The 20,640-nt window shown below is 51.2% G+C and carries 25 protein-coding genes; 15 read left to right on the forward strand and 10 right to left on the reverse strand.

Annotated features, from left to right (window positions below; translation table 11 throughout):
* Positions 1 to 34: 34 nt before the first annotated feature.
* A complete protein-coding gene (locus VGS11_09570; protein HEV2120334.1) occupies positions 35 to 874 on the forward strand; it encodes a hypothetical protein in 840 nt (279 codons plus the stop codon).
* Between the two features lie 249 nt (positions 875 to 1,123).
* On the opposite strand, the gene VGS11_09575 is transcribed toward VGS11_09570, so the two are convergent.
* The 3 genes from VGS11_09575 to VGS11_09585 all read right to left on the reverse strand — a co-directional run bounded on the left by VGS11_09575 (position 1,124) and on the right by VGS11_09585 (position 2,946).
* Positions 1,124 to 1,648, reverse strand: a complete 525-nt coding sequence (locus VGS11_09575; GenBank protein HEV2120335.1) for a hypothetical protein — start codon at positions 1,646 to 1,648, stop codon at positions 1,124 to 1,126.
* Between the two features lie 72 nt (positions 1,649 to 1,720).
* Complete coding sequence (locus VGS11_09580) at positions 1,721 to 2,242, reverse strand: CDP-2,3-bis-(O-geranylgeranyl)-sn-glycerol synthase (protein ID HEV2120336.1); 522 nt, start codon at positions 2,240 to 2,242, stop codon at positions 1,721 to 1,723.
* 23 nt (positions 2,243 to 2,265) lie between these two features.
* Positions 2,266 to 2,946: an ATPase domain-containing protein gene (locus VGS11_09585; GenBank protein HEV2120337.1), complete on the reverse strand. Its 681-nt coding sequence runs from the start codon at positions 2,944 to 2,946 to the stop codon at positions 2,266 to 2,268.
* 240 nt (positions 2,947 to 3,186) lie between these two features.
* On the opposite strand from VGS11_09585, the gene VGS11_09590 reads away from it, so the two are divergent.
* Positions 3,187 to 4,107, forward strand: a complete 921-nt coding sequence (locus VGS11_09590; GenBank protein HEV2120338.1) for a Clp1/GlmU family protein — start codon at positions 3,187 to 3,189, stop codon at positions 4,105 to 4,107.
* On the opposite strand, the gene VGS11_09595 is transcribed toward VGS11_09590, so the two are convergent.
* Complete coding sequence (locus tag VGS11_09595; protein HEV2120339.1) at positions 4,104 to 4,574, reverse strand: class I SAM-dependent methyltransferase; 471 nt, start codon at positions 4,572 to 4,574, stop codon at positions 4,104 to 4,106. The two genes, VGS11_09590 and VGS11_09595, sit on opposite strands and share 4 nt — an antisense overlap.
* A gap of 168 nt (positions 4,575 to 4,742) precedes the next feature.
* On the opposite strand from VGS11_09595, the gene VGS11_09600 reads away from it, so the two are divergent.
* The 3 genes from VGS11_09600 (at position 4,743) to VGS11_09610 (ending at position 6,396) form a co-directional block, all read left to right on the forward strand.
* Positions 4,743 to 5,036: a hypothetical protein gene (locus VGS11_09600; protein ID HEV2120340.1), complete on the forward strand. Its 294-nt coding sequence runs from the start codon at positions 4,743 to 4,745 to the stop codon at positions 5,034 to 5,036.
* Positions 5,037 to 5,154: 118 nt separating this feature from the next.
* Positions 5,155 to 5,943, forward strand: a complete 789-nt coding sequence (locus VGS11_09605) for a PAC2 family protein (GenBank protein HEV2120341.1) — start codon at positions 5,155 to 5,157, stop codon at positions 5,941 to 5,943.
* Between the two features lie 99 nt (positions 5,944 to 6,042).
* Entirely contained in the window at positions 6,043 to 6,396 is a 354-nt protein-coding gene (locus VGS11_09610) for a hypothetical protein (GenBank protein HEV2120342.1), read from the forward strand.
* A gap of 326 nt (positions 6,397 to 6,722) precedes the next feature.
* Here VGS11_09610 and VGS11_09615 read toward each other — a convergent pair whose 3' ends face one another.
* Together VGS11_09615 and VGS11_09620 are read right to left on the reverse strand one after the other, a co-directional pair.
* Positions 6,723 to 6,893: a hypothetical protein gene (locus VGS11_09615; GenBank protein ID HEV2120343.1), complete on the reverse strand. Its 171-nt coding sequence runs from the start codon at positions 6,891 to 6,893 to the stop codon at positions 6,723 to 6,725.
* Positions 6,894 to 7,022: 129 nt separating this feature from the next.
* Positions 7,023 to 8,294: an HD domain-containing protein gene (locus tag VGS11_09620; protein HEV2120344.1), complete on the reverse strand. Its 1,272-nt coding sequence runs from the start codon at positions 8,292 to 8,294 to the stop codon at positions 7,023 to 7,025.
* Between the two features lie 111 nt (positions 8,295 to 8,405).
* Between VGS11_09620 and VGS11_09625 the strand changes: the two genes are divergently transcribed.
* The gene (locus VGS11_09625) at positions 8,406 to 8,597 is read left to right on the forward strand and encodes a hypothetical protein (protein ID HEV2120345.1); all 192 of its coding nucleotides are present in this window, start codon (positions 8,406 to 8,408) and stop codon (positions 8,595 to 8,597) included.
* A 99-nt stretch (positions 8,598 to 8,696) separates the two neighbouring features.
* Here VGS11_09625 and VGS11_09630 read toward each other — a convergent pair whose 3' ends face one another.
* Positions 8,697 to 9,284, reverse strand: a complete 588-nt coding sequence (locus VGS11_09630; protein HEV2120346.1) for a hypothetical protein — start codon at positions 9,282 to 9,284, stop codon at positions 8,697 to 8,699.
* 159 nt (positions 9,285 to 9,443) lie between these two features.
* Positions 9,444 to 10,010, reverse strand: a complete 567-nt coding sequence (locus VGS11_09635) for a Yip1 family protein (protein ID HEV2120347.1) — start codon at positions 10,008 to 10,010, stop codon at positions 9,444 to 9,446.
* Positions 10,011 to 10,095: 85 nt separating this feature from the next.
* On the opposite strand from VGS11_09635, the gene VGS11_09640 reads away from it, so the two are divergent.
* The 3 genes from VGS11_09640 to VGS11_09650 all read left to right on the forward strand — a co-directional run bounded on the left by VGS11_09640 (position 10,096) and on the right by VGS11_09650 (position 12,788).
* Complete coding sequence (locus VGS11_09640; protein HEV2120348.1) at positions 10,096 to 11,169, forward strand: PfkB family carbohydrate kinase; 1,074 nt, start codon at positions 10,096 to 10,098, stop codon at positions 11,167 to 11,169.
* Positions 11,170 to 11,337: 168 nt separating this feature from the next.
* Entirely contained in the window at positions 11,338 to 12,114 is a 777-nt protein-coding gene (locus tag VGS11_09645) for an MBL fold metallo-hydrolase (GenBank protein ID HEV2120349.1), read from the forward strand.
* A gap of 152 nt (positions 12,115 to 12,266) precedes the next feature.
* Positions 12,267 to 12,788, forward strand: coding sequence for a hypothetical protein (locus tag VGS11_09650; protein ID HEV2120350.1), 522 nt, complete (start codon positions 12,267 to 12,269; stop codon positions 12,786 to 12,788).
* Between the two features lie 45 nt (positions 12,789 to 12,833).
* Here VGS11_09650 and VGS11_09655 read toward each other — a convergent pair whose 3' ends face one another.
* The gene (locus VGS11_09655) at positions 12,834 to 13,442 is read right to left on the reverse strand and encodes a superoxide dismutase (protein ID HEV2120351.1); all 609 of its coding nucleotides are present in this window, start codon (positions 13,440 to 13,442) and stop codon (positions 12,834 to 12,836) included.
* Positions 13,443 to 13,768: 326 nt separating this feature from the next.
* Between VGS11_09655 and VGS11_09660 the strand changes: the two genes are divergently transcribed.
* The gene (locus VGS11_09660) at positions 13,769 to 14,179 is read left to right on the forward strand and encodes a hypothetical protein (GenBank protein ID HEV2120352.1); all 411 of its coding nucleotides are present in this window, start codon (positions 13,769 to 13,771) and stop codon (positions 14,177 to 14,179) included.
* 3 nt (positions 14,180 to 14,182) lie between these two features.
* Here the strand turns inward: VGS11_09660 and VGS11_09665 are convergent, their stop codons facing one another.
* The gene (locus VGS11_09665; protein HEV2120353.1) at positions 14,183 to 15,451 is read right to left on the reverse strand and encodes an MFS transporter; all 1,269 of its coding nucleotides are present in this window, start codon (positions 15,449 to 15,451) and stop codon (positions 14,183 to 14,185) included.
* Between the two features lie 42 nt (positions 15,452 to 15,493).
* Here VGS11_09665 and VGS11_09670 point away from each other — a divergent pair, with 42 nt between their 5' ends.
* From VGS11_09670 to VGS11_09690, 5 genes are all read left to right on the forward strand, one after another.
* A complete protein-coding gene (locus tag VGS11_09670) occupies positions 15,494 to 16,105 on the forward strand; it encodes a winged helix-turn-helix domain-containing protein (GenBank protein ID HEV2120354.1) in 612 nt (203 codons plus the stop codon).
* 77 nt (positions 16,106 to 16,182) lie between these two features.
* Positions 16,183 to 17,481, forward strand: coding sequence for an SLC13 family permease (locus VGS11_09675; GenBank protein HEV2120355.1), 1,299 nt, complete (start codon positions 16,183 to 16,185; stop codon positions 17,479 to 17,481).
* A gap of 121 nt (positions 17,482 to 17,602) precedes the next feature.
* Entirely contained in the window at positions 17,603 to 18,295 is a 693-nt protein-coding gene (locus VGS11_09680) for a DUF47 family protein (protein HEV2120356.1), read from the forward strand.
* Positions 18,296 to 18,306: 11 nt separating this feature from the next.
* Positions 18,307 to 19,233, forward strand: a complete 927-nt coding sequence (locus VGS11_09685; protein HEV2120357.1) for an inorganic phosphate transporter — start codon at positions 18,307 to 18,309, stop codon at positions 19,231 to 19,233.
* Between the two features lie 167 nt (positions 19,234 to 19,400).
* Positions 19,401 to 20,300 carry a metal-dependent hydrolase gene (locus tag VGS11_09690; GenBank protein HEV2120358.1) on the forward strand — a complete coding sequence of 300 codons (900 nt, stop codon included), beginning with the start codon at positions 19,401 to 19,403 and terminating at the stop codon, positions 20,298 to 20,300.
* Positions 20,301 to 20,640 lie beyond the last annotated feature (340 nt).

Consider the following 20,640-nt stretch of genomic DNA (forward strand, 5'->3'; position numbering starts at 1 on the left):
CATACTTCGCCCTGGAATCCATTCTCCGTGAGCCTTGACCTATAGGAAGGAGTATGTTCTAGGCATTCTATCGCTGATGCCTCTTCTTGCCGCGGGCACCTACAAGGGACTGGGCTGGCTTGTCACAATTATAGTTGTATACGTGGGCATTCCGGTCCTCATCTGGAGCCTAGTAGTCGACCGTCTTGTATTCGTCGTCATCTGGACAATTCGTCATTTCCGTCAGTCGTCGGGTCACCAGTACTATTTCGAGAGGCCAGTCGGACCTCCGGGTTTCTCTCGTCGTATCCTAAGGGATTTTCGTGTTCTATTGTTCGTGTTTGTCCTGTCGGCGATAGTTGTTCCTCAGATAACTGATGTTAGCCCCGCGAACATCGCGATTGTCAGCAACGCGTTCGTGTATGTAGCCATCTTTATCCTCGCGGTCCCATCCTCGATACACGTACTGTTCTGGGTCCTCGAAGACTCAGGATTACGATGTCACAATCCGAAGAGGGTCACCGTTACGGCTCCAGGGGCATGGATGTCGAACTGGCTGGCGTCAGTCGGAAGCCTCGGTGCATTCCTCACCTTCGCAGTGTCCTTGGGAGGAAGTCTCGACAAGGCGATCGCGCTCACCACAACGCTGCTAGCCTCCCTACTACCCTCCTGCATTCTCGCTCCAACTCTCTTCTATCGAAGAGTCGAGCCAGGCATTCTAGCGAAGGTTAGGGAGAGCAAGACAGCTATGGCCATGGCACATCTCTTCACCCCTCCCGCCGGTCCCAGCATGCCCTCGTCCTATCCCCCCAGCTCACCAGCTCCGTTCAGACAAACTCCAGTTACCGGGCCGATTAGCAGGAAAGAGTCGCAGTCTGGAGCGCCATCTGGCTAGCCAAAAGCAAGGAAGAAATCGCCCATTATCGGCCCTGATCACGATTCTGGTAGTACCCCCGGATTCTGTCACAGAATCGTTCGGGAATCGTTATGATGACCCCTGCAAACGTCCTCTCAGCGAAGCCTGAATCGCGCCCCGAATCAGCAGACTCGCCCAGAATCATGCCAGACAGGAAATTTCTTCTAGAAAAAGGGGGTACTAGTGAGTTGACGTCGCGACGCGAGAGCGGTTAGCGAAGCTCTCGTGCTAGGTTACCGTAAAAGTGGCGACTACAGTTTTCGAGTAGATATTTGCTTGAAGAAGCCCGAGAAGGCTCACATGAGCTGTAATGCCTACATTGATCACGTAGGAACCAGAGACTCTAACGCCCTGATCGATCGACAGATAGACTGTATGCGTCCTGGTACCCAATCCGCCAGTGACGGTGGTGTTTCCCAGGTCCACTGTCTGACCTGACGGATTCGTCAACTTCAGGTCCATTAGGATGCTGGTATTGCCGTTTGAGCTGGATACGCTGGTATCACTTGTTCTGACCATTCCTCCTGCGCGGATCGAAAAATAGTACTCATAAGCTGTGATCAATGAGACATTCGCGCTCGCCTGAGTCGTTGAGAGCGACCCTGTGGTCTCGCCGAAGACAACTTTGGAAACTGGAACCATCAAGCCTCCTGCCAAAGCTGGAGGAATAACTAGAACAATAGCGGCGACCATAATCACCAGGAGTACTAGAAGACCTCTCCTCTTCGCTTTCTTGGCCGCAGAAGCTGACATTTCTGAGAGTGTTTTGTTAAGTGGTGAGGATTTTAGACTTGTGCAGATACAGCCACTCAAGATTCCTGACGGCTACCAACGAGTCCTCTTGATTCCTAGCACGTATGCTCCGTAGTTCGTTCCGAGATGAATAGGCGGGGTCACAAGTACGACGATTAGAATTGACGGCCAACTCAACGGAAAGACTAGTTGTCCGAGGAGTAGACCACCGAATACGAAATCTAGCTGGTCCACGATCGGGAGCGGGCTTCCCGGTCTTATCCTGAATCGTCTTTTGAAAAAAGCGCCCAGAATGTCCCCGAGAACTGTCCCTAACCCGATCATGAACCCGCCCAGTAGAAGTCGGCCGTCAACTGGGGATTCAGCAAGCCCTATTACGGACCCAGCTATGATTCCCGCGAACAGTCCTCTGATCGTCTTGTGTGAGCCAAGAATCCTTTCACCGTCGAGAAAGTTTTTTCCTCCATCTAGCGGAGTTCCGCCGCCGAGGAGAAGCGGGGCGGCGTTCGCCACATAAGATGGCCCTATGAACAATAACGCATCTAGAAATATTCCCAGACAGAATCCCCTAGAGCTTGGACCACTCCGGTCCATCTTTGACAGTTATGAACCAAGCGCTAGACATCTTCTAACCCACTCTCACCTATTCGAAACAATGTCCGCGGACCTCTAACCTCTCTACCATCAATCTTCTCAAGGAGGCCTTCCCTCGTATCCCGTCTAGGAGTCGGGCGCAGTCTCAAAATGAGATGCGACCAGTGTCGCAACGTCCTCGTTGCGACTGGAGCGATAAGCCAATTCCCGCGACTCGGCTGGCCATGAACCTGTCCAGTCAAAAGGATCGTAAGTTCGAATCTCAAAGCGAGGTCGGAAAGGTAGGCCAGCTGCCTGTTCAGCTCGCGATTATTGAGAAAAGCCATCCCAGGCTTCTCAATATCGGCACGGTAGAGACCTGTCACAGAGTCAACGATCAACAAGGCCGGAGTTTTTGACAGCATTGCCTCCAAGCTCTCCGTTATCCGGACCTGTTCTCGAAAGTCTTCTGGCTGAAACACGACAATGTTCTCGGAAAGCTCTCTTCCTCGGTCCAGGGATTCGAGCCTCTGAACCGAAAATGAAAGATCAGCGTCAACAAAGAAAACCTTGAAGCCAATCGCCGCGGCCGCCAACGCGGATTGCAGGGCCAAAACCGTCTTCCCAGTCGACGCTTCCCCATACACCAGGTTGATTTTTCTACGAGCAAAACCGCCCTTCAGCAAACGGTCCAGGCCACTGTTCCCCGTGCTCACCCGTTCCATTACCAAGAATCAACAGGTCTGGGGAGACCAACGCTTCACTAGATTGAATAACTCTGCCTAGGAGGAAGATACTTCCCACAATCTACGCTTCAAAAGGAAAAGACCCTTCTCATTGACGGCCCCGCCTCGTTTGCTCTGGAAGAGGGAGCGGCTACTTCGCTCGGCGCCCCGATTCGAATCGGCGACGCAATCGTCGTCGCAAAACATCGAAGGTTCGCAATAGAGACCAATGCGGACGCTTTGTTTCAAGTCAGAATTGGAGCGGAAGGCGTTTGTAGACAAGTCAACGGTTCGACTATTCCCAAGAGCTGGCGAGACGCCGCGGGCGCTCTCAGACAATCGCGAGGATTCGCTGTTATTCTGGGAGATGTCGACTCGGGAAAGTCAACACTCTGCACATACCTCGCTAACAATTGCGTCGACCAAAGGATTCGGACGGGAATCATTGATGGGGATGTTGGACAAGCGGACATCGGTCCACCAACAACCACTAGTTCCTCAATCGTTTCGAAGTACATCTTTAACCTCCAAGAACTAAGACCTGAAACGTCATATTTCATCGGCGACACCAGTTCCTCTTCAGTACCCGACAAGCTTGTACAATCACTCGTCCGTCTCAAAGATGAAGTCTCAAGACAAAACGAGATCACGATCCTAAACACTGACGGTTGGGTGCGAGAAAAGGAAGCGATCCAGCACAAGCTCAACCTCCTAAGCAGCCTCCAGCCAGATCTCGTCCTTAGCCTAAGCCTCGATCACGAGCTCGACCGCGTTCTTGAATTGCAGAAATATCAGACTCTGCATCTTGAGGCCTCAAGCTTTGCGCGGACAAGAACTAGGGAAGAAAGAAAGAAGGCAAGACAAGAAGGATACAGACGATTTCTCCAGAACGCCAAACAACTAGATCTTAGACTCAACACCATCAAGCTGAGAATGTTCGACAAGCCTCGACAACAAAGAATCGATCATGAAGCAACATACAAGGGAACTATTGCAGGACTAATCGACGAAAACGGAGCCCTGCTCTCGATAGGGAGGATTGTACGAATCCTCAACGGCTCTGTGCGTATGACAGCCAGGGCTGAGGAGCGGCCAAGAGTCGTTGAGCTTGGAGCTGTTATTTTGTCTCCAAGATTCGAGGAGGTTGGGTACGAGCCCTAGATCGAGTAGGCGTCAGGAATCGAGTACACGTAGATCGTATGCTCGTTGTAGTTCTCTTTCCTCGAGGGCTTCCAACCGTTTATCATGAAATCATGGCTCACAATCCTCGAGCCAGGTCGTGCCTCGGATCTCAGCTTAGGTTTCAACCGTTCGTTAGCATAGGTGGTAAGATACAGAGTGATCAGGGTTGCGTCTTTCAGATCTGCCTGAAACAGGTCCTTGTTGAAGATCCTCACCCTCTCGACCAGGTTCAGCTTATCAACTTCGCCAGACGCCTGTTTGAACAGGTCCTCCCTGATCTCATAACCGACTGCGGATTTGATACCGAAATCCTTGACGGCTGTAGTCAGAATGCGACCGTCGCCGCATCCAAGGTCACAGAGAACGTCGTCCTTGCTTGCTCTAGCGACTTCCAGCATCTTCTTGACCACATCGTGTGGCGATGATACAAATGGTGCGCAACTCATTATTTTCACTATCTGGTCCGATGTGAAGTGCAAGCGGGATTCAAGCTATTTTAACTCTCCCCCCGAAAAACGGGCTATTTTCGTCCGCAGATGAATTGCAATCCTACTTCTCGCAACATGTGATGCTGTCGTGAATGATTCCTTCAACAGGTCCGTTTCAGATACAGAATGCTCATTACACATGATGAAGGTGAAGACTGCAGAGACGAGTTAGGCGTGCCGAGAAGAAAAGAACGGCTCACAATCAAGCCCTCAGCAGACAAGTTCGAAGGGACTGTTCAGATCAGGCAACGGCATGACCCACAAGAGCTCAAGATCTACATCAAACAATTATCGAAAGCTTTGAAGTTCCTGCCACTTGGAAGCCGAGCCTACTACGCTGTTACTGGAGAACTCCTCAGAGCAAGTACCCAGCTGAAAGGCCTATTCCCATCTGGTTCTACGGTGAAAGGCGAGCATTAGCTTACGCTGCTTGAAAGATGATCAAACACGCGATGTTCGAGCCCACAACCTTGTCCTAAGAGAGCTTTCGAAATAACTATAAGCCACAGAGCCCGCGAGAGCCAGAAAGCGTTCCTTCATGGCTTCTCAAACGCTCGGTGACACTAGGATACACGAGCTCGCACAAGTCGAACTAAAGGAACCGGTCCTGATCCAAGGCCTCCCCGGTCTCGGCTATGTGGGAAAGGTCGCGGTCGACTATTTCATCGAAAAACTCAAACCTCGGAAAATTGCTGAGCTGTACTCGAGCTACCTCCTCTTCCCCGACGGCAATCTCGGCATCAACATCTCGGAAGACGGGACGTACTCTCTTCCACGATACGAATTCTACGGTTACGGTGAGCAAAATCCTAACGTAATTCTTCTCACTGGTGACGCTCAGCCAAGCGTAACGGGTCAGTATGAGGTCGCAAGCATCGTTCTAGATTTCGCGCAACGATTCGGGTCCAACGCAGTTTATACCATGGGTGGATACGGCACCCGTTCCGGAAATGATGTCGGAGCTGTCTATGCTGTCGTTGGAGAGGCCACGCTAGGTGAACGGTTGAGAAAAATGGGAGCAAAACTTGCGAAAGGAGGCGCGGTCACGGGAGCTGCTGGAGTAATACTTGGTATTGGTCGACAACGTGGCCTGCAGTGCGCAGGCCTGCTGGGTGCAACGACAGGTGCCTATCCGGATCTGGAAGCAGCTAGAGCTGTCATCCAAATGTTGACCGGTCTAGTGAGTATTCCAGTGGACTTGAAAGAGTTGGATACCGAGATTGAGGACATGCGCAAAAAGATGGAACGCTTCAGACACGCGGAAGTTGAAGAATCCAAGGAGGGCGAAGAGAGGCCTGAGGAAGGAAAGGATCGATACATTACCTAGCCGAGAAATTCTGTCTCCCTCACATACAAGTTATCGATGCTTCTCTGTTCCCTTCGCTCTTATAGCAAGAGAATTACCGAGGAGTGAGTTGAGAGAAAATTGCTCGAAGCAAGTTTGGAACTGAACGGCGCAGTCCACAAGGTGAGCCTCCTTCCGGTAGAAAACGCGGTCCTCGCCTTTTTCTACGAAGACAAAATCAAAATCGGCACTTTGGCCGTTTCGACCCCAGGATTGCGCGAGGGAGGACCAGGGACCTCATCTGTTCTTCTTGGCGGGAAATACCTGATCGTTGCAAGAGCCCTATCTGAGAGGGTCGCTGCAGTCTACAACAAGATGAGCATAATATCGATAAACACTAAACTTTCGGAAGGCGAGGCACTCCGTCTCTACGCGAGCCTCTTTGACAAGGCTCGGTCTGGACCAGGTGCCGACTCAGGTTCTCCTAAAGATTGAAGAGGAAACCTACTGCGATCGTGATTACTGCAGCAGCGAAGGTAATCGCTGCCACAGTATCATCCAGTCTCTCAACGCTCATCGAATCGTCATCCTGCGGGTTATCATTGAGAGAATGGTCTGCACAGTAGTCGAGTACGTCGGCTTGTTATCGGACATTTTTTCTCACTGAGACAGAGTTGAGGTCTAGGCTGGCGTTATCCTCTCCGTAACAACGCGACCTCCTCGTTTCCTTCCGCGATTCTTTAATAGGAAAGAAAGGATTTTGACGTGTTGCCTGTCGCGTGCTCTCTCGACTAGAGTGTTGGCTCTAGAGTTGGTGGGAGCTAGCGCCAATTATTCAGTTTCGATGTGGTAGGATCCTTGCCCTCGACACCGTTGAGCCCATTTATCCACTCTGGTACTATTACTGCCCTGATCAATTCTTGGATGGTAATTCCTCGTCGTTTCGCGATCTTTTCTAGCTCGCGATAAATTATGTCGTCAAGCGTTTGCATGAACTTAGGCAGTCTAGACACCACGGTTTCTCGGGATATCAAAGTCATTTCAGGGGTTGAAATAAAGTGCTGGTGTAACTTGTAGAATTCCAACGAAGTGACAGGATCGAGGCGTTGGACGAATTAGAATTAGTCGATCCGTTTCGATGTAGCTGTTGTTCCGAGAATCTGGCTCGCCGCAGATTCGACTCTCGATCGGTATGATTCCCTAGTGTAGACCCTCACTAGGTTCATGAACGTGTGGAGAACGCCAGCAATCTTGGAAACGTCCGTTAGAGGAACGATCTGTTTCTTTCCATTAGGAGCCCGCATAAACACGGGTACATCCATGGAGCTTAAGTCCACAGTATTGTGGTAGGGAACTGATGGTAGGCTGGGTGCGTCGATGATCACATCCTCCGGTGAAATCCTCGCCTTCTTGGCAATCTGTTGCTCGATTTCCCCGCGAATGTGCTCGTTTGATACTCTATCAGTCACCAGCTCCTTGCGGGAAAACAGTGTGCGTTCGTATGCACATTTTAGGAGCCGCCTAGCCTCGAGGTCCTGCATTATCTTCCTAGACTTCTTACACTCCTTCAGTGCGGTCCATACTTTGTAATCATCGAGTCTGAGGAAATCCTCAGGTTCATCAAAGTCTAGCAAATGGAGCTCATCTCTTGCAGCTTCCAAGGCCTTCACCATCATGATCTGAACTGCCCTGGAAGCCTTGTGGAAGTATATTGTTCGAAAGGATTCGAACCGTGCAAGGAGGAAGCTCTCAAGCGTTGCAACTGCTGATCCATCAATTGAAAGGGTCTTGTCAATGATGTCCATCGCGTACAGCAGGCGGTGAACGTCTATTGAGCCGTATCCTGCGCCTGTGTGGAAGGAGTCTCTGACAACGTAATCCATCTTGTCGACATCGACGTCGCTGCTGACTATCTGGTCCAAGTACGGATACGTTCTATTCGCTAAGTTTCCAACCGCGAGTTTACCTAGGGTCCTGGCATTGAGGCCAGCCGCCTCAAGTCTTTCGGAGATCTCGGTCTCGTTCACAAGCCATGGAACAAAGTCCTCGTGATTCTTTCCAAGGTATTTTGTCAGGAGGGGCTCAAAGACGTGTGAAAATGGGCCGTGTCCAACGTCATGAAGAAGTGCGGCCAAGCGAAGCTGTTCCTGTAGTTGTCGGGGGAGGTCGATAGGTAACGCCTCTGCGAGAGATCCGGCTAGATGCATTGCGCCGATTACATGTTCGAACCGAGTGTGGTTTGCTGCAGGATAGACAAATTCTGACCCGGCAAGTTGGCGAATGCGCTTGAGCCTCTGAACGGGCTCCGTGTCGATTACCGATCTCTCTGTCTGGCTGATTCTGACATAGCCGTGAATAGGGTCTTTGATGAATCCTCCAGACTTCTGGGTCAATTTTCTCCGCCTTGTTTTGGGCGACTCTACTTAGTTAACTTCTCATTTAATTGGGAAGTCTCTTTTTATCCAGGCTATCTGTTATTCTTAGAAATTACGGGCTTGGCTTGCATGGTTCAAGATAAGATCCTCTGCTTCATGTGCTCAGTGAAGGGTATCGAGAGGACATTCGCAACCTATTACGAATTGCAGGACCATCTCTACAAGGATCATGACATGACCAAAGACCAAGCCATGGAGATTTTCACGAGGTCCAAATTGTTAACTTCCAAGGCTGCGAGTGTTCAGGAACCGCGAAAGTAGTTACGAATTGGCAGAGTCGTCCTTGACATCAGTTAGACGACTTGCCTTTTCTTCCCAAGAGGGATTTGAGTTGGAGCATCGATTAGATCGGGGGCCTATCTAGAAGCCGAGGAATTGGACTATGTATAAGACCAGTGCGCCGACAAATATGATGAGAACGACGCTGGTTATGAATGTCAGCATGCTCTGCTGAGTGTTAATGCGCGCGGCGTTCTTTACTGCGAATACGTTTGCGATACCAATCCAAATGGTACCTGCGGCGCGAACAATTTCTGAAATTGTGGGGATTGGAGTGGCCATGAGAATGAACAAGACGCCTGGTGACCAAGAAAAGAAGAAAGGGCGAGCGAGCTCCCAGTAGCCAATCGATCCTCGGAAGAGTTTCCTGACGACTAAGTAGGTGGTTCCTGACCAGATCAAAGCAATGATGATGGCTGAGAGCACATCGATCGCGGTTACTGTAAGTATGTCGAAGAGGGACGTCCCGGCGACAAGGAATCCAAAAAGACCCAAGCCAGCGCCGTAGCATAGCCCGATTATCGCAGGGAGAGAAATGGACTGAAGAGTCGCGGTTGGATCATCTCGTAGTTCTCTGGATATGTCCGCGTCAAATATTGCGGCTTTGAGCACCCGGAGTGCTAACTTTTTGACGCTGAGATCCTGTCTACTAGAGAAGTGCCAGATCAACGTGTTCAGTTTTTCCTTCGTCTCTATCGGTCCCGGCGCTTATCAACTAACGGGAAGATTTGTCGATTTTCTCCCGCATCGTGTAAGGTTGAACCTCTTGGAATGTACGGGTAATCTCTAAACAACTATGGATCCTCCAAAGTCTTGACTTCGGTTCGGCTAGACCGTCATTTGGATGAAGGCGAGGACTAACAGGCCTACAACTGAGGTTAATAGCGCCCGTTGCGTGTTGAAACCCATCGCGTTCTTGAGGGCGACGAACTCCGCTGACACAATCCAGGCCGAGGCGATAACTGCCGTAGTTACAATGATCGGCGAGAATGGTATGGCGATCAAGATAAACAGGGTGCCTGGGGCAGTAGAGAAGAATAGAGGTCTGGCTAATTGCCAATAGCCGGTTTTGCCCTGGAAAAGTTTTGCTCCGACGAGGAAGACCGTCGCGGACCATATGAACACCGCGAAGTCGGTAAAGATCATGTTGGCTATGGTTCCTGATATGAGCTGGTTGGGTGATAGGCTGCGTGTTTGGAGTCCCGTGAAAATGCTGTATCCGAGTCCGTAGGACAGGCCCACTAGGAGCAGTACGGCGACTGCCTGCCCGGTTGCGGTCTTGTCTTCTTTGAGCTCATGAATGGTCTCGGTGTCAAACTTTGCAGTGCGCAGTATTCGGGATATGAGTTGTTGGATCTTGTGTCTTGTTATGGTGTGCTCGTGTTCCTCGGGCATGTTTCGGTCCAAGTTGTTTTGTATTGTTCGAGCGAGCCTTATCAACTAATAGTAGGAAAATACGATCAATTATGGTGACAAATATTTGTCTCGGCTTGCATCTACGCTGAAGGAAAAGGCAGCAGGCAAACACGCGTTCAAGGTTGTTGCGATGCCGGACTTCTATCTCGACTACATCCTCACCTTTGCCGGCGAGCTTGACGAGATGGCTAAAGCAATGGTTGATGTTGCGGCCAGAGGAGGTGGAAACCTGCTTGGCTGGAAGCACTTGGTTGGTAGAGGCGGAAATGCTTCCAACTTTTCGGCCCAGCTCGCCAAGCTAGGCGTAAACGTGGTTCCTGTGATCGAGACAGACGAGTTTGGCGGTATGGCTCTCGCTCAATTTCTGAAGAGCGCCGATCTGTCTCATGTCAGAACTACTGGATCTCTCTCTAGCACTCTCGCTTTTGAGGCTCAGCATTCGGGGAGACAGGTCAACATCATGGCAAGCGATCCCGGATCGTTATCGAAGTTCGGCCCTGAGAAACTGGCCGAAAAGGACCGGGAGCTGATACGCGAAGCTGATTTTGTATGTGTTTTCAACTGGAACCAGAACTTGAAGGGGACTGAGTTGGCTGAGGAGGTGTTTCAGACCGTGAAGAATGAGGGAAAAGGGGTAACTTTCTTTGACCCTGGAGATCCCACTTCGAGGGCAAGCGAGATTCCGAGGCTCAACGATCGGGTTCTCTCCAAGGGGCTCGTTGACGTTCTTAGCGTTAACGAGAATGAGCTCACCCAACTGGCCGCTGCTGTCCGCGAGGAGACGGGAGGGTTTGAAGGGGATGAGGAGAATCCATTATTCAAGGCCGCCGGTGTCTTCAGCATGCTTGGAAGTAGGGTTGATCTTCACACTCCGGTCTTCTCCGCGACTTTCATTGACGGCCAGAGAGAACGAGTCCTCTGTGCCAGCACACCTCCGCTCAAGGTCACGGGGGCTGGAGATGCGTGGAACGCGGGTGACGTTTTTGCGCAGGGCATAGGCCTTGGTCACACGGAACGATTGTCCTTCGCGAATGCAACCGCTGCCGCATACATGAGAAAACCTGATCTCGATCCTTGCCCATTGGATGAGATTCTCGAGCGAGTCGGAGAGATAGAGAAACTCAACATTCGCGAGTAAATTTCGAATCGTGAAACTCATTTCTATGGACTGGTGATGCCGTGCGTTCGGTTCACCATTCTTAAATTGGCTCGCGATGGGTCAAGCGTGAAGGCCAGGGTAGGCATTGAGCGGAGCAAGATTCTATCGCAAAAACATGGGTCGGGAATAGAAAGGTAGTCTCTCTAGTTGCGCAAGATTGCTGAGGGGGTTTACAGGGTTCCTGCTCGAGCGGCCAACACCTACCTTGTTGAGGCTCCAAAAGGTCTCGTGTTAGTGGACAGCGGTCTGCCCGGGAGCGAGAAGGGAATTCTCAAGGCCGTCGCAAAACTCGGAAGGAAACCTTCGGACCTGAAGCTTGTACTGTTGACTCATCGGCACCTGGACCATATCGGGAGTGCGGCTGCTTTGAAAAAACAGACAGGAGCGAAGCTGGCTTCTCATCCCTTTGAGAAGCCATACGCGGCTGGGACTCTCGTGATAACGGCTCCGAGTGCTTGGAGCTTCTATGGAAGAATGGTGAGAAGGCTTACAACGCTTGAATATTGGTCGTTGAAGCTTTTTCGGATTATCAAGTTTCATACGACTAAGGTGGATCTCGCTGCGGACGAAGAATTTGTGTTGGAAGAAGTGGGTTTGGATGGGTCTGTGATCTGGACGCCTGGACATACGAAGGGGTCGGTTACGCTGTTTCTTAACCAGCCAAGTGTAGCCATTGTCGGGGATCTCGTTAGAGCTCGTCGTGGCCGGCTTGTGGAGCCGTTGTTAATGGAGAGTATTCCTCAGACCGGGGCGAGCATTAGACGGGTCTTGGATCTGGGTCCAGAGATTATCTGTCCGGGGCATGGCAAGCCGCTTCCGGCGTCCAAGGTCAAGGTCAAAGCGCGTGCGGTAAAGCCTGTGGCCGTAGCGAAGAAAAAGGAAGAGGAGGAAGACTTGGAGGAGCTAGCGTCTGGCCTTTTCTAGCCGCTTCTCGACATCGTCCCAGCTGACAACGGTCAGCCGAGCATGAATGTAGTTCGCCAGTCGTTCTTCTTTAGGTCACCCAGGCGTATAATTCTGATAGATCGAGTCGAATAGTTTCGTCGACCAGTGCGAGAAAAGACGATCTCAAGCAAATGGGTCCATTCTGTAACAGGGACATGCAGAAGTCAGCGGTCTTCAGCATTCGTGCTCGAAAGAAGAAAATTCAAGGTCAGGTAACACGAGCTCTTCGTTGCGGAGAGGACCGAGCTTGGTTGGCGGGAATCATAGAGGGCGAGGGGTCAGTTCTCTGGGCAAGTTACGGGAATGACGAGTGGCGTGCGAAGATTAGCATCATAATGAATGATCGAGCGGTGATTGCATATGCGGCGAGACTGATGGAAGCAACTCCTTTCTACGACAAGAAGAGGAAACGTTGGCATACTTACGCGGAAGGATTCCGAGCAGTCCAAGTAGCCAAACTAACTGGTCCTCACATGCACGGTCAGAAGAAGGAGCTAGCACTCGCTTTGGTTACCGCGGGACACGTTTTCAGGGGACGAGAGCCGCCGTGGCACTTCAGATTGGCCTATGACAATGACCTTCAGAAGAATGTTAGAACTCTGGAAATGTCTCCGGCTTCTAGAATTGAAGTTGCAGAATCTCTGGCGCCTTGAAGAGGACAAAAATGAAAAAGGGTTCGAGTTTGGGGGGGCGCGCGTCTATCGTCTGGCTTTTTCAAGACGCTTTTCGACGTCGTCCCAATTGACGACGTTCCACCAAGCGTCGACATATGCGGCTCTATCATTTCGGTATTGCAAGTAGTATGCGTGTTCCCAGACGTCGAGGACGAGTATTGGGACTACTCCTTGTACCGTTAGGTCGTTGTGTTTCTCGGCCTGGAGCGTGATCAATTGCTGGGTCCACGGTTCGTATGCTAGGACAGCCCAGCCGCTTCCTTCAACCTGTTTGGCGGCGGTGCCGAATTGTTCTTTGAACGATTCCCACTTGCCAAAGTCAGTGTTGATCTGGTCTGCTATCTTGCCGCCTGGTTTTCCTCCAGCGTTCGATTTCATGTTGGGCCAGAAAGTGCTATGCATTGTGTGGCCTGAACCGTGGAAGGCGAGGTCTCGCTCGATTGCTTTGATGTCGACGCCGGCGAACCCGGTCTCGCGCGCCTTCTGCAGCTTGTCCAGGGCGGCGTTTGCGCCGTTTACATAAGCGAGATGGTGTTTGTCATGATGTAACCGCATGATCTCCTCGCTTATTGTCGGGACGAGGGCGTTGTACGCGTAAGGAAGGTCAGGTAGCTTGTACCGATGATGTGGCATGAGGTCTCGGCTGTTGCTTTGTTGATAAAACTATGCTCAAAACTGCGCGTGGAACTCTCAACCATCAACCACTCTTGCGGTGCGAGGGTCGGTCGCTAAGACCCCCTATTTTCCAGAAACCATTTCCCGTCTGGTGCTTATAACAGCCGAGACAGGCGATTCAGGGCGCAATTGTGGGCTCGGATGGACTTGAAAGAAGCGGACAATTCCGAACGAATTTCAGGATAGTAAGGTGTCTCTTTCCAGAATCGAGATTCGGGCTTGAAATGGGCGAGTTTTTATTCTAACAGGTCCAGACTCAGCTTCTAAAGGATCCTGAATTCGTATTGACCATCCCCATGGAAGGAACCGAATACCCTGACCACTTCACCGAATTCCTAGCGTTCTTATGCCAAAAATACCGTGTGGATAGGAGCCGATTATTGATAGAGTACAGTCACAGACCGCCTCCCCCCATCAAAGGCACTAGAGCAGGCTACTACGAGGGACTACTCTCTTTCCGCGAAAAGAATAGTCGTACCGAGTTTCTGATCACGGTCTTCGAGCTCTCACGCGAGCCTCTCGTGACCTTGGCACACGAGTTCGCCCACCTCGTCAAGAATCTGATGTCTGGAAACATCGACAAGCATATGCGTCCGCCAGACGACGAGACTGAAGGATTACTTGACCGTCAGGCAATTGCAGACCTAACAGAGTTCCAAGCACTCGATCGTTCTATTGCGGGGTCAGAGAGATAGCTCTCAGTATTTTGCATCTCGCACTTCTTGGAAGATGAGATATGCGCCTGCGGTCACGATTATCATGAGAATCCCGTAAAGTTGTAGCGTGGGACCGATCTGTAGAGTGGTTGCGACACCGCCGGTTGTGACCGCGGCAATTGGGGTCGCAACGGTTACCAGCGCTCCGAGGGAGGTGAAGACACGTCCCAGCAAGTTGCCGGGAACCTTCGCTTGGATGAGCACTTGCAGTGGGAGATTTGCAAAGGCTAGAGAAACGCCGATTACAAGCATGAGCATGATGCTATACGATGCTACTGTGGTGAACCCGATGACAGACACGGAGCTTCCCGTTCCCAAGACGCCGAGGAACAACAGTTTTCCGACATACTTTCTCGCCTCTATCTTGCCGATCACGATGGAGCCGAGCACTGTTCCGAGCGACAGTGCGGCTAGCATTGCACCATAAATTCCAGAGTTGCCGTGGACAGTTATCTTTGCGTAGGGTGCTATGAGAGCTTGGATTCCTCCGCCGAAAAAGTTTAGGACTAAGGCCAGAGCGATGATCTCCAACAAGAGACGACTGGTCCGTATGAAACGTAGTCCTTGGAGAAACTTGTCCATGAACGAAGAAGGATTCTCGCCGTCGATGGACGCCGAAGATGTGACGGAAGGAACATCGAGAACCGATCGAGCGATCAAGAACACGCTAGCAGAAGCGAATACGAAAGTGAAGCTATCGTAATAGATCGGGAGCTCTATTCCCAAAAATAGGACCAGCAACCCCCCTATCCCGAATCCAGCAATCTGGTTCAGAGATGAGCTGATCGTGAAAAGACTGTTTGCTGCTGCAAGATCCTCCTTAGCCATAAGCCCCGGGATGATCGCCGTGACAGCGGGTCTGACAAACTGAGCGCCAGCGTTCAAGAGAAACAGTAGTACGAGTAGAATCGGGAAGGTGAGAGCCTCCAATGTATAGAGAACTGCGATAGCTGCGACTGTTGTGGCCTGGAAAATATTGCTGAGGAGAATGATGTCTCGACGGTTGAACTTGTCCACGTAGACCCCTGCGAGAGGGCCGATCACAACTGGAGGGAGGAGAATGGTCGCAGTTGTCAACCCTACTTTGAAAATGTCCCCTGTCAGTTGCAGGACCAGCCAGAGCGCTACAATGTCGAAGATGTAGTCTCCTGACTGCGAAACCATTTGACCGATCCAGAGAAGACTGAAGGATCTGTTGGAGAACACCCGACGGAAGCTAGGTTTCCGCTGCTCTATCTGATCGAGGGTCACGTATAAACTCCCTTGATACGTAACAATTAAATTGACGCGTATTTGAGCCTTCTGGTAATGTCAAAGAGAGATATCTACAACGTACTCCTAAACACGCTCCAGAATCCCACAAAGCTCGGCATTCTAATGCTTCTCACTCACCAAGACAAAATGACTGTGACTCAGATGTCAAAGCTCGTAAGGGTCAGCAAAGCAAACCTCTACCACTTCGTAAGTCAAATGGTAAGGGACGGTATTCTCGCCAAGCCCGAGGCCCTCGTCAAGAAGAACTATGTTGAGAAGTACTACCGCCTGGACGAAAAGTTCTTCGAAGCCTTAGACCCCTCTGAACAGAGGAAAAGGCTCAAGGCCGCGAGACCTGAAGAACTCAAGACCATTCTCCAGTCGACCCTCGTTTCAATAGGATTGGATTTTCGCCTCATGGCCGAAGAGATCGCCAGCGCAGACGAAAAGACATTGAAACAAATCGCCAACGCGGTCGCTGAAGAACGAATCACCCTTTCCTACTCAATTCTGTCAGACAAAGCCTACAATCACGCTCTGGCAGAACTCAAACGAATCAACAAAACCATAACCGAAGTAGAGAGACACGATAAGCCATCCTTGCAAGGAAACAGACTGATACTCGTCAGCCTACCCCGCCTCGGAACCTAGAATCCTAAGCAGAAAAATGAGCCCACTCTTTTCAAGGGAGCCTTTTTTACGAAACAAGCCTCTAGCCGCGAGGGAATTTGGTTCTCTCCACGACAATAGGCGTCATAGTTATCGGAGTCTTCATCGGCACCTACATTCTCATCCTCTCGGATCGCTTCCACAAGCCCTCTGCAGCCGTTCTAGGCGCAACGTTGATGGTGGGAACCGGCGTTCTCACGGAATCGGATCTAGCTTCAGCAATCAACTGGCAGGCGCTCGGAGTATTGCTGGGAATGTTCATCATCGCCTCATCACTCCGCGAAGCAGGATTCTTCGAATGGGTGGGACTACACCTTGCAAGATCGGTCGATGCTCATCCCCTCCGCATGTACGTCCTTCTCCCACTCATGACCGCCGGAATGGCCTCCCTCCTTGATATCGTGACGGTCGCACTCTTCATCGTGCCTCTGACGGTAGAAGTGTTTGAAGGCCTGGAGATCGACCCGGTTCCATTCGTCATTGCAGAGGTTCTCGCCGCAAACATAGGCGGCCTGGCTACCATGGTAGGAGACCCAACAAACGTGATAATCGGCTCTTCTCTCGGATTGACCTTCAACCAGTTTCTACAGAACACAGCACCGATAGCTCTTGCCGCAATTGCGGTGAACGGCGCGTTACTCTATCTAAAAAATCGGAATTTTCTCCATCGGGACGCGATGAGACGTCATCGGCAGAGACCCGTTCTCGATCTGCGGAGCCCCTCAGAAGCTGTGAAGGACCGTGGACTGTTGCGGGTTAGTCTCGTATCCCTATTGCTCGCAGTTAGCTTTCTTGTCGTCCACAGTTTTCTCGGGGTCTCAGCCGCTCTCGCAACTCTTCTCCCCGCATTTCTCATACTGGTCTACGAATCGTCCCGGTCGAACGAGGTTCAGCACGTCCTCGCTCGAATAGACTGGCAGATTTTCTTCTTTTTCGGAGGCTTGTTCATTCTCGTAGCCGCCCTCGGAAAAACAGGAGTCCTCTCAATGCTAGGGAGCGAGATGATACAGATCTCTGGAGGAAACGTCGCGTTGGCAGTGACCTTGGTTCTCTGGGTAACCGCGCTGATCTCACAGGTTGTAGACAACGTGCCATTGGCCACGGTTTTCATACCGGTCATTGCGGTTATGGCTAACACTCCCGGCGTGCCCATCGCGCCACTTGCCTGGGCGCTCGCTGTGGGCACTGGGATAGGAGGAATGGCTACGCCTGTGGGTACGGCTTCCAACATTGTCGCGTTGAACATTCTAAACAAGCCTAAACAAAGGTTGAGTTTCGCCCGGTTCGCGAAGAGATCCATTCCGTTGACAATAATCGATCTAGCTATCGCGAATCTGATTCTTCTGCTGCGTCTCTAAGGCAGAGGTTGGGGAGCCTCGGTGTCAGATTGATAGATACAGCATTCTTTTCTAGCCCGTCCGGGCTGAATTGTCAAGGTCGCTTAGATACCCTCTCTCTTTCCAGTGGAGAATGATTGTTATGAACCAAGTGATTCGTCGCGTCAAAGGCTTCTTCCAGCTGGGCGAGAGGGACGCTTTCACCCGGATCGATGAGCTCGCTAGCCTCGGCGAGGAGTCGCTTCATCTTCTAATCAAGATACTTACTAACTCTCCCAATGGACTCTCGGATATTGAAACATGCACTAACAGGATTAGTCTATTGGAGAAGAAGGGAGACACGATAGTTCAATCGCTTGAGGAAATGTTCGGGAAGGGATCCATATCGGCGCTTCTAATGAGAGAGTTCGAGAGGTTAGCCGACTCTGTTGACGGTGTTCTCGACAGAGCTCACGCGTTGTCACGCCAGATCAGAAGGGTGAGCAAGAGGCCGTTGCGGGAGGCCAAAGAATTCGACGCGATCATCCGCAAAGATCAAGTTCGCTTGATAGAGATTGGGCTCATGCAGCTTCAGGTGCTACGGAAACTCTTCAACATCGCAGGCTCAGACATGAGGCAATCTCTTGAACTCGCCAAGAAGATTGAACGATTGGAAGAACAGGGAGATGATGTTAAGGACAATATGCTCGACGAGATTTATGGATCTTGGGAAGTGCTTGACTACGCTTCCTTCCACAACTACATCGAGACCACGATCGAGGCCGATGATATTCTCGACCGTTGCGAGGACGCGTCGGACCTTGTTATCGCGATAATGAAGGGTCTCGGCGCCTAGGAAGCCCAATATTGAACCTTTCCCTTGACGCTCTTTCCCTTGTTTTAGCGGGGCTTTTGGGAGCCGTCGTAAGCGGAAACAATCTCTCAGCATGCTGTGGGACGATTATCGGTAGTAGAATGGTCAACAAACGCTCGGGAATCATGATCGCCCTTGCAGGATATCTACTGGGATTGTTGGTCGAGGGTCCCAAGCTCTTTCGAGTCAGGCAAACCTTTCTTCCAGCCGAAACTAGCACGGAAATTTTCTCGATACTCCTAGCTACACTGCTAATTTTCATCGGAGGAGAACTGTCCAAGATCCCTCTATCTCTTTCAAAATCGCTAACCGGGACAATCTTGGGTGTGAGTTTCGCTGTCCGCGCGCTACATCAGACCGATTATCTGGTTCTCATTCTCCTCTTCTGGATAAGCGCGCCAATAGTAGCGACAGGTCTCGGACTGCTCTTCGTCCGACTCGACGACCGATATAGCGTACGAAACCTATGGCTGAAACTCTCACTACTGAAGGCCGGGTTGATCGTGATGGCCTTTCTCTCCGCATACGTCACCGGCAGCAACGCTCTAGGACTTATCGCCGGCGTGCCCTCCAACCAGTCTCAGGTTGCAACTGTGGTGGTCGGGACTGGAAGCGTTCTTGGAGTGTTTGCTCTCGGTAGAGGCGCTCTAAGAAGACTGACGGAGGGAATCTACAACCTCCGGTACCCTAACGCGTTCTATTCCCAGCTACTGGGCGCCGGAACAGTTGAATTGGCGAACCAGCTTGGAGTTCCATTATCCACCACTGAAACAGTCTCCTCGGGAATCATAGGGTCCGGCTTGGCCAGCAAGATGCGGGTCATGAACGCCAGAAACGTCTTCCTCATCATTGCAAGCTGGGCTATCTCGCCAGCTCTAGGATTTGCTCTCGGATATGGGTTAACTCTGATTATCGGGTAACTCGGGAAATAGGGGTCCCCATGATGGGTCCGGGCAGCTCTGCCAATATTTGGGAAAAACCTCCAGACATTATCGAATAGAAGCTGAGGGTGTGAAGCCCAAAGTTTCGCCGAGGATCGTTGGTCCGCGCTAGCTTTTATTTTGAGAGTAATTTCACGAGAAGAATCTTGGACCTTCCTTCGCATCTCTCGTTCGGATTGGCCATTGGAGCGGTCTTTTTCGGGAACAATCCTGAGATCGTGTTATTGATCGGTCTCGGAACGTTGATCCCTGATCTTGACAGGGAATACTGGTACGTCAGACAGCAAGTCTACGCCGAAGAGCAGTATCACCGCGCAAGATTCCACAACGTATTCATGATACTCATCGGTTACTTGGTAAACCCATTCTTCTCCCTGGGGATCTTTCTCCACATGCTTCAAGACTCCTTCACAACCGCGAAGGACAGGGGCGTCGAATGGTTCTACCCTCTAACGAGACTCGTGAAACGAGGAATGTACGACCAGACCATGAGCCAGAGTACGCCCGACCCGAACGTAAGAGTCTACTTCTATCAGGAGGATGTACTCGGATACGTCAACGCCGCGGACCCGGACCTAAGGGAGGGAAGCCAGCCTGTTCCCTGGAGACGAGTCTACGGATTCGCCCAGAATAGTCATCTTCTGGATCGTGGATTCCTAGTAGGTTCTCTAGCAGTCATTGCAATCTGGCTGGCGTACCCGTTTGGACTTGCCCATGCGCACCCGTTTGCAGAACTCATTGAATCCAACCCAGTCTGGGCGGTCGGCTACTCGGCGATTGCGATGCTGTTCGCAGCGGGGGAAACGCAAAGGAGAGACAAGCTTCCAAAGCTGCCGCAGTTAAAACCGTTTCAGGTTCCATTGTTTGTGGTCGGCATCGCTCTTCTCGCGGGTTGGTTCGTATTGTTCCGGTTGGAAATCCTGGCGAACTTGCAGAATATTCTCGCCGATCCGATTCCCTTGCTTGAAGGCGTGGTTGCAATCCCCGTTATCTCATACATCCTCGTTCGATATTACACTCGAGGCGGTAGGAAGGCTATCGTTTAGCAGATTTTCGCCTCGAACTCACCAACTAACGAAGTAATCGGTTTGCACCGCAGATGTTATGAATGAGATTGGAATAATGCGCCGTTTGGAGCAATGGAGCCGTTAGTAGCTCCAACCGCTGAGCCTCGAGGTTCTTCAGAAATTGGGAACGAGTTATTTTTCATGAGACTCCTCCTTCACCACACGACGGATTCAGTCTCGCAGGCGGGAGCGACCCTGATTGAAACAGAACTTTTCGGAGTCGACAACCGAGTAGAGGGATTCAGCTTCCCCTCCAGACCTGCTGTTTCTCGGGTTCCTTAGTCTCGAGGCCAACTCGAAGGCCCTTGGGCACTGTGCT

This window comes from Candidatus Bathyarchaeia archaeon (genome assembly GCA_035935655.1).
Lineage (GTDB): Archaea > Thermoproteota > Bathyarchaeia > 40CM-2-53-6 > 40CM-2-53-6 > 40CM-2-53-6.